25 protein-coding genes are annotated in these 13,051 nt (G+C 68.2%); all 25 read right to left on the bottom strand.

Annotated features, from left to right (window positions below; genetic code table 11):
- The 25 genes from AB5J73_RS15750 to rpsS all read right to left on the bottom strand — a co-directional run bounded on the left by AB5J73_RS15750 (nucleotide 1) and on the right by rpsS (nucleotide 13,036).
- Nucleotides 1–186 carry a hypothetical protein gene (locus AB5J73_RS15750; RefSeq protein WP_323329534.1) on the bottom strand — a complete coding sequence of 62 codons (186 nt, stop codon included), beginning with the start codon at nucleotides 184–186 and terminating at the stop codon, nucleotides 1–3.
- On the bottom strand, nucleotides 183–563 hold the full coding sequence (gene rpsM, locus AB5J73_RS15745) for a 30S ribosomal protein S13 (protein WP_004558883.1): 381 nt from the start codon (nucleotides 561–563) through the stop codon (nucleotides 183–185). The genes AB5J73_RS15750 and rpsM overlap by 4 nt, the downstream gene beginning before the upstream one ends.
- A gap of 206 nt (nucleotides 564–769) precedes the next feature.
- Complete coding sequence (rpmJ, locus tag AB5J73_RS15740) at nucleotides 770–883, bottom strand: 50S ribosomal protein L36 (protein ID WP_004558882.1); 114 nt, start codon at nucleotides 881–883, stop codon at nucleotides 770–772.
- A gap of 37 nt (nucleotides 884–920) precedes the next feature.
- Nucleotides 921–1,142 carry a translation initiation factor IF-1 gene (infA, locus tag AB5J73_RS15735; RefSeq protein ID WP_004558881.1) on the bottom strand — a complete coding sequence of 74 codons (222 nt, stop codon included), beginning with the start codon at nucleotides 1,140–1,142 and terminating at the stop codon, nucleotides 921–923.
- A gap of 262 nt (nucleotides 1,143–1,404) precedes the next feature.
- A complete protein-coding gene (gene map, locus AB5J73_RS15730) occupies nucleotides 1,405–2,181 on the bottom strand; it encodes a type I methionyl aminopeptidase (RefSeq protein WP_370970424.1) in 777 nt (258 codons plus the stop codon).
- 44 nt (nucleotides 2,182–2,225) lie between these two features.
- On the bottom strand, nucleotides 2,226–2,780 hold the full coding sequence (locus tag AB5J73_RS15725) for an adenylate kinase (protein WP_086862317.1): 555 nt from the start codon (nucleotides 2,778–2,780) through the stop codon (nucleotides 2,226–2,228).
- A complete protein-coding gene (secY, locus tag AB5J73_RS15720) occupies nucleotides 2,777–4,084 on the bottom strand; it encodes a preprotein translocase subunit SecY (protein ID WP_370973164.1) in 1,308 nt (435 codons plus the stop codon). The genes AB5J73_RS15725 and secY overlap by 4 nt, the downstream gene beginning before the upstream one ends.
- A gap of 256 nt (nucleotides 4,085–4,340) precedes the next feature.
- The gene (locus tag AB5J73_RS15715; protein ID WP_370970423.1) at nucleotides 4,341–4,964 is read right to left on the bottom strand and encodes a LysE family translocator; all 624 of its coding nucleotides are present in this window, start codon (nucleotides 4,962–4,964) and stop codon (nucleotides 4,341–4,343) included.
- Nucleotides 4,965–4,986: 22 nt separating this feature from the next.
- The gene (locus AB5J73_RS15710; RefSeq protein ID WP_370970422.1) at nucleotides 4,987–5,835 is read right to left on the bottom strand and encodes a hypothetical protein; all 849 of its coding nucleotides are present in this window, start codon (nucleotides 5,833–5,835) and stop codon (nucleotides 4,987–4,989) included.
- A gap of 431 nt (nucleotides 5,836–6,266) precedes the next feature.
- The gene (gene rplO / locus AB5J73_RS15705; RefSeq protein WP_086857318.1) at nucleotides 6,267–6,713 is read right to left on the bottom strand and encodes a 50S ribosomal protein L15; all 447 of its coding nucleotides are present in this window, start codon (nucleotides 6,711–6,713) and stop codon (nucleotides 6,267–6,269) included.
- Complete coding sequence (rpmD, locus tag AB5J73_RS15700) at nucleotides 6,710–6,895, bottom strand: 50S ribosomal protein L30 (protein WP_033291195.1); 186 nt, start codon at nucleotides 6,893–6,895, stop codon at nucleotides 6,710–6,712. The genes rplO and rpmD overlap by 4 nt, the downstream gene beginning before the upstream one ends.
- Nucleotide 6,896: 1 nt before the next feature.
- The gene (rpsE, locus tag AB5J73_RS15695) at nucleotides 6,897–7,541 is read right to left on the bottom strand and encodes a 30S ribosomal protein S5 (RefSeq protein ID WP_004558874.1); all 645 of its coding nucleotides are present in this window, start codon (nucleotides 7,539–7,541) and stop codon (nucleotides 6,897–6,899) included.
- 34 nt (nucleotides 7,542–7,575) lie between these two features.
- The gene (gene rplR, locus AB5J73_RS15690; protein ID WP_370970421.1) at nucleotides 7,576–7,974 is read right to left on the bottom strand and encodes a 50S ribosomal protein L18; all 399 of its coding nucleotides are present in this window, start codon (nucleotides 7,972–7,974) and stop codon (nucleotides 7,576–7,578) included.
- A 2-nt stretch (nucleotides 7,975–7,976) separates the two neighbouring features.
- The gene (gene rplF, locus AB5J73_RS15685) at nucleotides 7,977–8,516 is read right to left on the bottom strand and encodes a 50S ribosomal protein L6 (protein WP_093949030.1); all 540 of its coding nucleotides are present in this window, start codon (nucleotides 8,514–8,516) and stop codon (nucleotides 7,977–7,979) included.
- A 16-nt stretch (nucleotides 8,517–8,532) separates the two neighbouring features.
- A complete protein-coding gene (rpsH, locus tag AB5J73_RS15680) occupies nucleotides 8,533–8,931 on the bottom strand; it encodes a 30S ribosomal protein S8 (protein WP_004558871.1) in 399 nt (132 codons plus the stop codon).
- 91 nt (nucleotides 8,932–9,022) lie between these two features.
- Nucleotides 9,023–9,208 carry a type Z 30S ribosomal protein S14 gene (locus AB5J73_RS15675; protein ID WP_004558870.1) on the bottom strand — a complete coding sequence of 62 codons (186 nt, stop codon included), beginning with the start codon at nucleotides 9,206–9,208 and terminating at the stop codon, nucleotides 9,023–9,025.
- Between the two features lie 4 nt (nucleotides 9,209–9,212).
- Entirely contained in the window at nucleotides 9,213–9,776 is a 564-nt protein-coding gene (gene rplE, locus AB5J73_RS15670) for a 50S ribosomal protein L5 (RefSeq protein WP_125306115.1), read from the bottom strand.
- Entirely contained in the window at nucleotides 9,776–10,090 is a 315-nt protein-coding gene (rplX, locus tag AB5J73_RS15665; RefSeq protein ID WP_086857322.1) for a 50S ribosomal protein L24, read from the bottom strand. The genes rplE and rplX overlap by 1 nt, the downstream gene beginning before the upstream one ends.
- The gene (gene rplN / locus AB5J73_RS15660; protein WP_004558867.1) at nucleotides 10,090–10,458 is read right to left on the bottom strand and encodes a 50S ribosomal protein L14; all 369 of its coding nucleotides are present in this window, start codon (nucleotides 10,456–10,458) and stop codon (nucleotides 10,090–10,092) included. The genes rplX and rplN overlap by 1 nt, the downstream gene beginning before the upstream one ends.
- Nucleotides 10,459–10,536: 78 nt before the next feature.
- On the bottom strand, nucleotides 10,537–10,815 hold the full coding sequence (rpsQ, locus tag AB5J73_RS15655) for a 30S ribosomal protein S17 (RefSeq protein WP_004558866.1): 279 nt from the start codon (nucleotides 10,813–10,815) through the stop codon (nucleotides 10,537–10,539).
- Nucleotides 10,812–11,057, bottom strand: coding sequence for a 50S ribosomal protein L29 (gene rpmC / locus AB5J73_RS15650; RefSeq protein WP_086675500.1), 246 nt, complete (start codon nucleotides 11,055–11,057; stop codon nucleotides 10,812–10,814). The genes rpsQ and rpmC overlap by 4 nt, the downstream gene beginning before the upstream one ends.
- Entirely contained in the window at nucleotides 11,057–11,476 is a 420-nt protein-coding gene (gene rplP, locus AB5J73_RS15645) for a 50S ribosomal protein L16 (protein WP_004558864.1), read from the bottom strand. The genes rpmC and rplP overlap by 1 nt, the downstream gene beginning before the upstream one ends.
- A gap of 3 nt (nucleotides 11,477–11,479) precedes the next feature.
- A complete protein-coding gene (gene rpsC / locus AB5J73_RS15640) occupies nucleotides 11,480–12,307 on the bottom strand; it encodes a 30S ribosomal protein S3 (RefSeq protein WP_086857324.1) in 828 nt (275 codons plus the stop codon).
- Entirely contained in the window at nucleotides 12,307–12,723 is a 417-nt protein-coding gene (gene rplV / locus AB5J73_RS15635; RefSeq protein WP_370970420.1) for a 50S ribosomal protein L22, read from the bottom strand. The genes rpsC and rplV overlap by 1 nt, the downstream gene beginning before the upstream one ends.
- Nucleotides 12,724–12,754: 31 nt before the next feature.
- Complete coding sequence (gene rpsS / locus AB5J73_RS15630; RefSeq protein WP_003102083.1) at nucleotides 12,755–13,036, bottom strand: 30S ribosomal protein S19; 282 nt, start codon at nucleotides 13,034–13,036, stop codon at nucleotides 12,755–12,757.
- Between the last annotated feature and the right edge of the window lie 15 nt (nucleotides 13,037–13,051).

The following is a 13,051-nucleotide window of genomic DNA, read 5'->3' as shown; positions in this document are numbered from 1 at the left end:
TTAGCGCGCGTTCTCTTGGTGAGCGGCGACCGCTTCGGCCTGGCCGCGCCGGATGATCGAACCGGCGTCGGTGTACAGGTTGCGGAGCGCCATCGGGCGGGCGTAGAGCGCCTTGGGCGAAACGCAAGCCGTGCCACGGCGCTGGGCGCCGCCCATCTGCACGACCTTCTTGCCCTGGACGCTCACTTCTTGCCAGCCTTCTTCTTGCCGGCGACCGTCTTCTTCGGACCCTTGCGGGTACGGGCGTTGGTCTTCGTGCGCTGACCACGGACGGGAAGTCCGCGGCGCCAGCGAAGGCCCTCGTAGCACCCGATCTCGATCTTCCGACGGATGTCGGCGTTCACCTCGCGGCGAAGGTCACCCTCGACCTTGAAGTTCTCTTCGATGTACGTACGCAGCTTCGCGAGGTCGTCATCGCTGAGGTCTTTGACGCGGGTGTCCGCGTTCAGCTCGGCAGCCTTGATGAGCTGCTTCGAGCGGGTACGGCCGATGCCGTAGATGTACGTAAGCGCGATCTCCAACCGCTTCTCGCGGGGGAGGTCTACGCCAGCGAGTCGTGCCATTGGCGCTGATGCTCCTTCGTAGGTTTCCTCTTCAGGTCTGCTCCCCGTCCGGTTCCGGGACCGACTCGCCTGTCGTGCCCTCGGCTTGCGCTTCGGGTGTCCCGGCCCCGGCCTGAAGTCCGGGGGTGAACCGGGCCACTCGCGTGGCCCGGCAGGTGCGGGGAGGTTGTGTAGCCGTCAATCCACTCTGGTCGAGTGCTGGGCGATCAGCCCTGCCGCTGCTTGTGCCGCAGGTTCTCGCAGATCACCATGATCCGGCCGTGACGGCGGATCACCTTGCACTTGTCGCAGATCTTCTTGACGCTCGGCTGGACCTTCACGTCTTCTGCTCTCCTGCTTCTGAGCTGCTCTTCGTGATCACTTGTAGCGGTAGACGATGCGACCACGAGAGAGGTCGTAGGGCGAGAGCTCCACGACAACCCTGTCCTCCGGCAGGATGCGGATGTAGTGCTGCCGCATCTTGCCGCTGATGTGTGCCAGGACCTTGTGACCGTTCTCCAACTCGACGCGGAACATCGCGTTGGGGAGCGGCTCGACTACGCGGCCTTCGACCTCGATGGCCCCGTCTTTCTTCGCCATGTCCTCCGCATTTCCTTGTCAACAGCGTCTGTCGCCACACCTGATCAACTCGAGCACAGTGCTGGGTTGGGTGTTGCGTGGCACACTGGTGCCCGGCTCCCAAGATCGTGAGTTCACGAGCGCGCAGGATCCGGGCGCGATAAGTGCGCCGACTTGACAGTGTACGCATGTCGTGTCGCGACCCCCAAACCGGGGGTGACCATGCTAAAGGACCGTGCAGGTGGACGTGATCGCGATCACCCCTTGTGGGTGAATGCGCAGGTCAGGCGTCTTCCGGGGCGGTGAGCACCCAGGGGTCTTCTTCGGTGATCGCGACGGTGTGCTCCCAGTGGGCCGCGCGGGAGCCGTCGGCCGTGACGACCGTCCAGCCGTCGTCCAGCTCGCGGGTCTCGCCGCCGCCGCCGGTCAGCATCGGCTCGATCGCCAGCGCCATGCCGGGCTTGAGCCGCGGGCCCTTGCCGGGCTTGCCGACGTTCGGCAGGAACGGGTCCATGTGCATCTGGCGGCCGATGCCGTGGCCGCCGTACTCGAGGATCATCCCGTACTCGATGCCGTCGTCGCGGCCCGCGCGTTCGGCGGCCGACTGGACGGCGTAGGAGATGTCGGTCAACCGGCCGCCGGCGCTGACCGCCTCGATGCCGGCCCACATCGCCGCTTCGGTCGCCGCGGACAGCGCCAGGTCGGCGTCGGAGACGTCGCCGATGGCCAGCGTCACCGCGGAGTCGCCGTGCCAGCCGTCGAGGATCGCCCCGCAGTCGACGGAGATGATGTCGCCGTCGGCCAGCACCTGCGTCTTCGCCGGGATGCCGTGGACGATCTGTTCGTTCACCGAGGCGCAGATCGACGCCGGGAAACCGTGGTAGCCCAGGAACGACGGCACCGCGCCGGCGTCCCGGATCGTCTGCTCCGCCAGCTCGTCGAGCTCGGCGGTGCTAACGCCCGGTTTCGCCGCGGCGCGGACGGCCGCCAGCGTGCGGGCCACGACGAGACCCGCCGCCCGCATCGCCTGCAGCTCGTCCGGGGTCTTGACCTCGATCATGCGCCCACGCCGGAGCACTTGCAGAACACGCAACCCTCCGAGATTCACGTGCGGTCGCGCAGCGCTTCCAGGACCCGGCCGGAGATCTCCTCGACGCTGCCGACGCCGTCGACGGTCACGAGGATGTCGGCGTAGTACTCCAGCAGCGGCGCGGTGTCCGACACGTAGATCTGCTGACGGCGTCGGATGACCTCTTCGGTGTCGTCCGCGCGGCCGCGCGACATGAGCCGGCCGACGACGACGTCCTCCGGCACCTGCAGCTGGATCACCGCGTCGAGCGAGACGTCCGTGTCGCCCAGGATCTCCCCGAGGACCTCGGCCTGCTTGGTGTTGCGGGGGAAGCCGTCGAGCAGGAAGCCGACCTTGGCGTCCGGCTCGGCGAGCCGCTCGCGGACCATTTCGTTCGTCACCGAGTCGGGCACGAGCTCGCCCGAGTCCAGGTAGCGCTTCGCTTCCTGGCCGAGCGGGGTCTCCTGGCCGACGTGCGCGCGGAAGAGGTCGCCGGTCGAGATGTGCGGGATCCGCAGCTGCTCGGACAGGGCCACCGCCTGCGTGCCTTTGCCCGCGCCGGGCGGACCCACGAGAACCAGCCGCGTCACTTCAAGAACCCTTCGTAGTTGCGCTGCATCAGCTGGCTTTCGATCTGCTTCACGGTGTCGAGCCCGACACCGACCATGATCAGCACAGCCGTGCCGCCGAACGGGAAGTTCTGGTTGTTCCCGCTACCGGTCAACGACAGGAAGAAGTTCGGGAGGATCGCGATGATGCCCAGGTACAGCGAGCCCGGCAGGGTGATCCGGCCGAGCACGAAGCTCAGGTACTCCGCGGTCGGGCGGCCGGGGCGGATGCCCGGGATGAACCCGCCGAACTTCTTCATCTCTTCCGCACGCTCGTCCACGTTGAACGTGATCGTGATGTAGAAGTACGTGAAGAAGATGATCAGCGCGAAGTACAGCGCGATGTGCACCCAGCTGGACTGGTTCACGATGTAGTTCTTGATGAAGACCTGCCAGCCGGAGTTGGCGTTCTGGTCGCCGACGAGGCGGCTGATCAGGTCCGGCAGGTACAGCAGGGAAGACGCGAAGATGACCGGGATGACACCGGCCTGGTTCACCTTGATCGGCAGGTAGGTCGACGTGCCGCCGTACATCCGGCGGCCGATCATGCGCTTGGCGTACTGCACCGGGATCCGGCGCTGGCCCTGCTCGACGAAGATGACGCTGGCGATGATGATCAGCCCGAAGACGCAGACGACCGCCAGGCCGACACCACCGGCGTTGCTGAGGATGTTGCCGCCCTCGGCCGGGATGCGCGCCGCGATGTTCAGGAAGATCAGGACGGACATGCCGTTGCCGATGCCGCGCTCGGTGATCAGCTCGCCCAGCCACATCATCACGGCGGTGCCCGCGGTCATCGTGATGACGATGAGGGACAGCGAGTAGATGCTGTTGTCCGGGATGATCGGCTGGTCGCAGTCCGGGAAGAGCTGCTTGCGGTCCGCGAGCGCGACCACGCCGGTGGCCTGCAGGATCGCCAGCGCGATCGTCAGGTACCGGGTGTACTGGGTCAGCTTGCCCTGGCCGGACTGGCCTTCCTTCTTCAGCTCCTCGAACCGCGGGATGACCACGGTGAGCAGCTGGATGATGATGCTCGCCGTGATGTACGGCATGATCCCGGTCGAGAAGAGCGACAGCTGCAGCAGCGCACCGCCGCTGAACAGGTTCAGCAGCTGGTAGACGCCTTCCTGGCCGCCCTGGGAGCTACAGGCCTGCACGGCTCCGTACGAGATCCCGGGTGCCGGAATGGTCGCACCGATTCGGTAGACCGCGACGATGGCTAGCGTGAACAGGATCTTCTTGCGTAGATCCGGCGTCGCGAGAGCCGAGCGGAAGGCGCTGAACACGCGGGGGACCTCCTCGGCGTCGTCGGCCGTCCTCAACCGACGATCGGCTTGGCCGGCACGGTGGCCGGCGGGAACACACAGCACTACTGGCACGCAAGCCAGGAACGCTTCGGGGCACACTCGTCCCGAAGCGTGTCGCCGACTCTAACAGCTTCACAGGGCGTGTCCGCAGTCCGTGTGCGTTTTCCGTACCAAGGTTGCTCCGGCGGGTTGATCCACATCGCCGTCTTGGCGGAATTCCTTGACAGATTGTGGATCAAGCGTTCGCCGACGCCAGCACGCCGGCCAGCCCGACGAGGACCACGCCGGTGCCGCGGTCGACGTTGCGCCGGGCCCGGCGCGAGAGCCTGGCCGACCGCGCGGCGGCGCCGACGCCGACGTAGACCGAGCCGGCCAGGAACTCGGCCAGCAGGTACACCGCGCCGAGGAGCGCGATCTGCCCCGGAACCGGCCCGCGACCTGCGTCGATGAACTGCGGGACGAACGCGGTGAAGATCAGGATCGCCTTCGGGTTGGTGATCGCGACGCCGAACTCCTTGCGGGCGGCGCGCCACGGGCCGGCGGGCTGGGTGTCCGGTTCGCGCGGTTCGGCGGTGCCCCGGAAAGTGGACCAAAGCAGGCGCACGCCGAGGTACAGCAGGTAGGCGACACCGGCCCACTTGATGATCGTGAGCGCGGTCTCGGAGGCGGCCAGCAGCTGCCCCAGCCCGGCGGCGACGGCCGTGATCAACAGGGTGAACGCGGCCAGCCGGCCGCCCAATCCGGCGAGGGCGGGACGAACACCGTGCGTCATGCCGTGGTGGAGCCCCAGCAGGTTGTTCGCCCCTGGCGTAAGCGCGATGAGCAGCGATGCCCCGAAGAAGACCAGTAGCCACGACACGTCTTCACGGTAACGCCGTCGGTCAACCGGGTTGCTGGGGTTCTTCGGGCGGGAGCACGGTGATGGCGACCCCGCTCGGCGGCGTCGGGGTGTCGGCGTAGGCGACGGCCGGATCGGCCCAGTCGCGGTTCCGCAGGGGCAGGTACGCGACGACCGCGGCGGCGACGGCCACGGCGGTGGCCAGGATCAGCAGCCACATGCCGGCCGCGGTGACGACTTCGAGGTCGACGTCGCCGACGAGGGCGCTCAGCTCGAACCGGTTCATCCCGACGGTGGTGACCACGCCGGCGATGAAGACGGCACCCGCCCCGATGAGCCACCGCCCGCGGTCCCGTCGCGAAAAGGCGACGAAGGCGGCGGCGAACAGCAGGACGGCGGCGAGGACCAGCGGCACGCCCAGGGGTGCGCCGGCGCGGTCGGTGGCGTCCTGGCCGGGGATTTCGATGCTGGTGCCCCAGGCGGTCTCGGTGATGACCAGGCGGGTTTCGAAGGCCCGCTGGCGGATGCTGAGCTGCTCCTGGACGCGGAACAGCGGCAACAGCGTCCCGGCGACGGTCAGGAGGGCCGCGAGGAGGGTGAGGGCGGGCGGGAGGAAGCGCAGGACACCGGCGGCGGGGGCCGGTGCGGGGGCTTCGACGGGGGGTTGCGGGGACGGTGGTGGCGGTTGGGCTGGCAGGCCGGGCAGCTGCGCGACGGGGAACGGCGCTGGTACCGAAGGCTGTGGCGGCTCACCGAGGGGGTGCACCGCGTCCACCGGGCCACCGAACGACGCCGGCGGCGGCCCGGCCGCGTCCGGCGGCTGCGGGTCCGCGCCGGGGAAGCTCGGCGGCGCGGCTGCACCCGCAACATCCGACGGCCGCGGAGCCTCCACCGGGAACTGCAGCGGCGCGGCTGCACCCGCAACATCCGGCGACCTCGGAGCCTCCACCGGGAACTGCAGCGGCGCGGCTGCACCCGCAACATCCGACGGCCGCGGAGCCTCCACCGGGAACTGCAGCGGCGCGGCTGCACCCGCAACATCCGACGGCCGCGGAGCCTCCACCGGGAACTGCAGCGGCTCGAGGGGCGACTCCCCCGCCGGTGCGCCCGCGCCTGGCTCCAGCCCGGCCGGGCGGGGTGCCTCGACCGGGAAGCTCAACGGCGATCCGGGCGGTTCCGGCGGCCCTGCCGGGTCAGGGGGCTCCTGCGGTGATCTGTCCACTCCCCGATCCTCCGTCCGGATCCGCCTCCCGGCAAGGAACCCGGGTACGCCGAAGGCCCGCCTGGCGCGAGCCAGACGGGCCTTCGAAAGCGTGGAACCGCTCAGTTGGTGGTGGCCGAACCGCCGGCCGCCTCGAGCTTCTCCTTGGCGGAGCCGGAGAAGGCGTCCGCCGTGATGTCCAGCTTGACGCCGTTGAGGTCGCCGTTGCCGAGGACCTTCACCAGCTTGCCCTTGCGGACCAGGCCGCCCTGCACGAGCTCCTCGGCGCCGATCTTGCCGCCGTCCGGGAAGACGCGGGCGATGTCGCCCACGTTCACCGGCTGGTACTCGGTGCGGAAGCGGTTCTTGAACCCACGCAGCTTCGGGAGCCGCATGTGGATGGGCATCTGCCCACCCTCGAACCCGGCGGGCACGTTCTTCCGGGCCTTGGTGCCCTTCGTACCGCGACCGGCCGTCTTGCCCTTCGAACCCTCACCACGACCGACGCGCATCTTGTCGCGCTTGGCGCCCGGAGCCGGACGCAGGTGGTGGATCTTGATGGCCGTCATGCCTTGACCTCCTCGACCTCCACCAGGTGGCGGACGGTGTGGATCAGGCCGCGCACCTGGGGGGTGTCTTCACGCACGACGCTCTGGCGGATCTTGCGCAGCCCGAGGGTGCGCAGCGACTCGCGGTGAGCGTGCTTCGTGCCGATCTTGCTCTTGACCTGCGTGACCTTGAGCTGAGCCATGTCAGACCCCCTGGCCGGCACGCTGGCGCAGCATCCGGGCCGGGGCGACGTCCTCGAGCGGCAGGCCACGGCGGGCCGCCACCTCTTCGGGACGCTGCAGGCCCTTGAGGGCCGCCACGGTCGCGTGCACGATGTTGATCGCGTTGTCGGAGCCGAGCGACTTCGACAGCACGTCGTGGACACCCGCGCACTCCAGCACCGCGCGCACCGGGCCACCGGCGATGACGCCGGTACCGGCGGACGCCGGACGGAGCAGCACGACACCGGCGGCTTCCTCACCCTGGATCGGGTGCGGGATGGTGCCGCCGACGCGCGGGACGCGGAAGAAGTTCTTCTTCGCTTCCTCGACGCCCTTGGCGATGGCCGCGGGAACTTCCTTGGCCTTGCCGTAGCCGACGCCGACCTGACCGTCGCCGTCACCGACGACCACCAGGGCGGTGAAGCTGAAGCGACGACCACCCTTGACGACCTTGGCGACGCGGTTGATCGTCACGACCTTCTCGAGGTGCGGGGTCTTGTCCTGGGCCGCCCCGCCACGACCGCTGTCGCGCCGGTCACGGCGGTCGCGACGGTCACCGCGGTCGTTGCCGCCCTGCCCGCCGGGTCCACCCTGGCCGCCGCCGAATTGCCGTGTACGTCCCGGCATCAGGCTTTCCTTCCGTTAACAAGCTTCTGCATCGTCAGAACTCCAACCCCGCCTCGCGGGCGGCGTCGGCGAGCGCGGCGATGCGGCCGTGGTAGGCGTTGCCCCCACGGTCGAACACCACAGCCGAGATCCCGGCGTTCTTGGCGCGCGCGGCGACGAGCTCCCCGACCTTGGCGGCCTTGGCCTTCTTGTCGCCGTCGAGCGTCCGGACGTCCGCCTCGAGGGTGGACGCCGACACCAGCGTGCGGCCGGCCAGGTCGTCGATGACCTGCACGGCGATGTGCCGCGAGGACCGCTTGACGACCAGGCGCGGACGCTGGTCCGTGCCCGACACCTTCTTGCGGAGGCGGAAGTGCCGACGGGCCTTCGCGACGCGGCGGCGGGTCGAGATGTCCTTGCCCACCGGCTTGCGCTTCGTAGTCGTGTCGCTCATGATCACTTACCCGTCTTTCCGACCTTGCGGCGGATCTTCTCGCCCTCGTACCGCAGGCCCTTGCCCTTGTACGGGTCCGGGCGCCGCAGCCGGCGGATGACCGCCGAGATCTGGCCGACCTTCTGCTTGTCGATGCCGGAGACCGAGAACCGGGTCGGGGTCTCCACCTTGAAGGTGATGCCCTCCGGGGCCTCGATCTTCACCGGGTGCGAGTAGCCGAGGGCGAACTCGAGGTCCGAGCCCTTGGCCTGCACGCGGTAACCCACGCCGTGGATTTCCATCTTCTTCTCGTAGCCGGCGGTGACGCCGACGACGAGGTTGTTCACCAGCGTGCGGGTGAGCCCGTGCAGCGCCTTGGAGTTGCGCTCGTCGTCCGGGCGCTTGACCAGCAGCGTGCCGTCTTCGTCGCGTTCGACGACGATCGGCTCGGCGACCGTGTGCTCCAGGGTGCCCTTGGGCCCCTTGACCTTGATGTGCTGGCCGTCGATGGTCACCTCGACCCCGGAGGGGACGGCGACCGGCAGCTTTCCGATGCGTGACATGTCTGTGCCCCCTTCCTTACCAGACGTAGGCGAGGACTTCGCCGCCCACGCTGTTGCGCTTGGCCTGCCGGTCGGTCTGGAGGCCACCGGACGTCGAGATGATCGCGATGCCCAGGCCGCCGAGAACGGACGGCAGTTCGGTCGATTTTGCGTAGACCCGCAGACCGGGCTTGGAGACGCGCCGCAGGCCGGCGATGCTCCGCTCGCGGTTGGGGCCGTACTTGAGTTCGACGACGAGGTTCTTGTGCTTTTCGCCCGGCTCGTCGTGGTAGCCCGCGATGTAACCCTCGCGCTTGAGGATCTCGGCGATGTTCGCCTTGAGCTTCGAGTGCGGGAGCTTGACCTCGTCGTGGTACGCCGAGTTCGCGTTACGCAGACGCGTCAAGAAGTCTGCGATGGGGTCGGTCATCGTCATGGTGACCTGTCAACCTTTCTCGCCCTGGTTCCCCGCCGCCCGGTACACGGGCGGCAGGGCCTGTGGCGAAGTGGGAGTTAAAAAGAAGCTCTTACCAGCTGGACTTGCGGACGCCGGGCAGTTCGCCCGCGTGTGCCATCTCGCGAAGGCAGATCCGGCAGAGCCCGAACTTGCGGAACACGGCGTGCGGGCGGCCGCACCGCTGGCAGCGGGTGTAGGCGCGCACGGCGAACTTCGGCTTCTTCGCGGCCTTGTGGACCAGTGCTTTCTTGGCCATCGGCTCAGTTCTCCTTGAACGGGAAGCCGAGCTTGCGCAGCAGCGCCCGGCCCTCGTCGTCGTTCGTGGCGGTCGTGACGACGGTGACGTCCATGCCGCGCGGGCGGTCGATGGAGTCGGGGTCGATCTCGTGGAACATCGACTGCTCGTTGAGACCGAACGTGTAGTTGCCGTGGCCGTCGAACTGCTTCGGCGAAAGCCCGCGGAAGTCGCGGATACGCGGCAGCGCGATGGTCAGCAGCCGGTCGAGGAACTCCCACATCCGGTCGCCGCGCAGCGTGACGCGCGCGCCGATCGGCTGGCCCTCGCGCAGCTTGAACTGCGCGATGGACTTGCGGGCCTTCCGGACCTCGGGCTTCTGACCGGTGATCAGGGCGAGGTCCTTGACCGCGCCCTCGATCAGCTTGCTGTCACGGGCGGCGTCACCGACACCCATGTTCACGACGACCTTCACCACGCCCGGGATCTGGTGGACGTTGGCGAAGGAGAACTCCGCCTGCAGCTGGCCCTTGATCTCGTCGCGGTAGCGCACCTTGAGGCGCGGCGCGACCTTCTCTGCGGTGGTCATCAGATGTCCTTACCGTTCCGGCGCGAGATCCGGACCTTCTTGCCGTCCTCGCCGATGCGGTAACCCACCCGGGACGGCTTGCCGTCCGAGTCGACGACCATCACGTTCGAGACGTGGATGGGCGCCTCCTGCGTGACGATGCCGCCGGACTGCGCGCCGCGCTGGGTCTGGCTGATCCGCGTGTGCTTCTTGATCCGGTTCACGCCCTCGACCAGCACGCGGTCGCGCTCGGGGTAAGCCTGGATGACCTTGCCCTTGGCGCCCTTGTCCTTGCCGGCGATGACGACGACCGTGTCGCCCTTCTTCACCTTCATCACAGCACCTCCGGCGCGAGCGAAATGATCTTCATGAACTTTCGGTCGCGCAGCTCGCGGCCCACCGGGCCGAAGATGCGGGTGCCGCGGGGCTCGTTGTCGTTCTTGATGAGCACGGCGGCGTTCTCGTCGAACCGGATGTAGGAACCGTCCGGACGACGACGCTCCTTGACCGTGCGGACGATGACAGCCTTGACGACGTCGCCCTTCTTCACCCCGGCAGCCGGGATGGCGTCCTTCACGGTGGCGACGATGATGTCGCCGATGCCGGCGTAGCGCCGCCCGGAACCACCGAGAACCCGGATGCAGAGGATTTCCTTCGCACCCGTGTTGTCGGCTACCCGAAGCCGCGACTCCTGCTGGATCACGTCAACTCCTGTATGTCGCGCCGGTTCTCGCCCGACGAGCGAGCCTTGCGGAACTAAGAACTCTCGAAAGAGCCCTGCTTACTTGGCCTTCTCCACGATCTGCACCAGGCGCCACCGCTTCGATGCCGACAGCGGGCGGGTCTCCATCAGGGTGACCCGGTCGCCCACGCCCGCCTCGTTGTTCTCGTCGTGCACCTTCACTTTGGAGGTGGTGCGGACGACCTTCGAGTAACGGGGGTGCTTCTTGCGGTCCTCGAGCTCGACCACGATCGTCTTGTTCATCTTGTCCGAGACGACGTAGCCCTCGCGGACCTTGCGGTCGTTCCGGGCCGGCGTCTCGGTGGTGGGCTCGCTCATGCGGCACCTTCACTCTCGGCGTCGGGGGCAACGGACAGGCCGAGTTCGCGCTCGCGCATGACCGTGTAGATCCGCGCGATGTCCGTGCGGACGGTGCGCAGACGGCGGTTGTTGTCGAGCTGCCCGGTCGCCATCTGGAAGCGGAGGTTGAAGAGCTCCTCCTTGTATTCCTTCAGACGCAGGACGAGCTCTTCCGCGGTGAGCTCACGCAGCTCCGATGCCAGAGCACCAGCGTTCGCCATCAGAACTCACCACCTTCACGGGTCACGATGCGGCACTTCATGGGCAGCTTGTGGATCGCGCGGCGGAGCGCCTCACGGGCGGTCTCCTCGTTCGGGAACGAGATCTCGAACATCACGCGGCCCGGCTTCACGTTGGCGATCCACCACTCGGGCGAACCCTTACCGGAACCCATGCGGGTTTCGGCCGGCTTCTTGGTCAGCGGGCGGTCCGGGTAGATGGTCGTCCACACCTTGCCACCACGCTTGATGTGACGGGTCATGGCGATACGAGCGGACTCGATCTGCCGGTTCGTCACGTAGCTGTGCTCAAGCGCCTGGATGCCGTACTCGCCGAAGCTGACCTTCGTGCCACCCTTGGCGGCGCCGTGGCGCTTCGGGGAGTGCTGCTTCCGGTGCTTGACCCTGCGCGGGATGAGCACGTCTCAGCCCTCCGTCTTTTCTGCGGTCTCGGTGGCCGGGGCCGCCGGGGCCTCGGTCGTGGCGGCAGCGGCCGCCCGACCGGCTTCGGTCGAGGTGGCCGTGGTGCCCGACGCGCCGGAACGACGCGGGCGGGACGGCCGGTCGCTGCGCTCGCGACGCGGCGCGCGCTCGGCGGCGTCACGGGCCTCGCGGGCCTTCAGGCCACCGACGAGCTCACCCTTGTAGATCCACACCTTGACGCCGATGCGACCGAACGTCGTCTTGGCCTCGAAGAAGCCGTAGTCGATGTCGGCGCGCAGCGTGTGCAGCGGGACGCGGCCATCGCGGTAGTGCTCGGAGCGGGACATCTCGGCACCGCCGAGACGACCGCCGCACTGCACGCGGATGCCCTTGACCTGCGGCGAGCGCATGGAGGTCTGGATCGCCTTCCGCATCGCGCGGCGGAACGCCACGCGGTTGGAGAGCTGCTCCGCGACCGCCTGGGCGACCAGCTGGGCGTCGGCCTCGGGGTTCTTGACCTCGAGGATGTTCAGCTGGACCTGCTTCTTGGTCAGCTTCTCCAGCGCGCCGCGGATCCGGTCGGCCTCCGCGCCGCGGCGGCCGATGACGATGCCCGGCCGGGCGGTGTGGATGTCCACGCGGACGCGGTCACGGGTGCGCTCGATCTCGACCTTGGAGATGCCGGCGCGCTCCATGCCCGTGGCGAGGAGCTTGCGGATCTTGACGTCCTCGGCCACGTACTCGGCGTACTGCTTGTCGGCGTACCAGCGCGACTTCCAGTCCGTGGTGATACCCAGGCGGAAACCGTGCGGGTTGATCTTCTGGCCCACTACCGGCCACCTGCCTTCTTCTTGCTCTGCGCCTTCTGCGTGACGGCCGGACGCGACTCCACCTCGACGGTGATGTGGCTGGTCCGCTTGCGGATCCGGTACGCACGGCCCTGGGCCCGCGGCCGGATGCGCTTGAGGGTGGGGCCCTCGTCGGCGTACGCGTTCTTGACCCAGAGCGTCTCCGGGTCCAGCTGAAGGTTGTTCTCGGCGTTGGCCACGGCGCTGGCGAGCACCTTCGCGACCGGCTCGCTGGCCGCCTGCGGGGCGAACCGGAGCACGGCCAAGGCGTCGGCGGCGCTACGTCCCTTGATGAGCTCGATCACCCGGCGCACCTTGGTCGGCGAGTCCCGGACGAAGCGAGCCCGCGCGTAAGCCGTAGGCAGGGCCTCGACCGTCGCGTCGTTCTGGGCGTTCATCGCTACTTCCCTTGTCTGGTTTCGTGCCCGCTCAGCGGCGGCGCGACTTGCGGTCGTCCTTGATGTGGCCCTTGAAGGTCCGCGTCGGGGCGAACTCGCCCAGCTTGTGACCCACCATGGCCTCGGTGACGAACACCGGGACGTGCTTGCGGCCGTCGTGCACGGCGATCGTGTGACCCAGGAAGTCCGGGATGATCGTCGAGCGGCGCGACCAGGTCTTGATGACCGTCTTCTTGCCCGATTCGTTCAGCGCGTCCACCTTCTTGAGCAGGTGGTCGTCCACGAACGGGCCCTTCTTAAGGCTGCGTGGCATTGCTTCTACCTCCCT

Origin of the sequence: Amycolatopsis sp. cg9 (assembly GCF_041346945.1) — a bacterium.
In the GTDB taxonomy this organism is placed as follows: domain Bacteria; phylum Actinomycetota; class Actinomycetes; order Mycobacteriales; family Pseudonocardiaceae; genus Amycolatopsis.
This window is presented reverse-complemented; position numbering and strand designations above follow the sequence as displayed.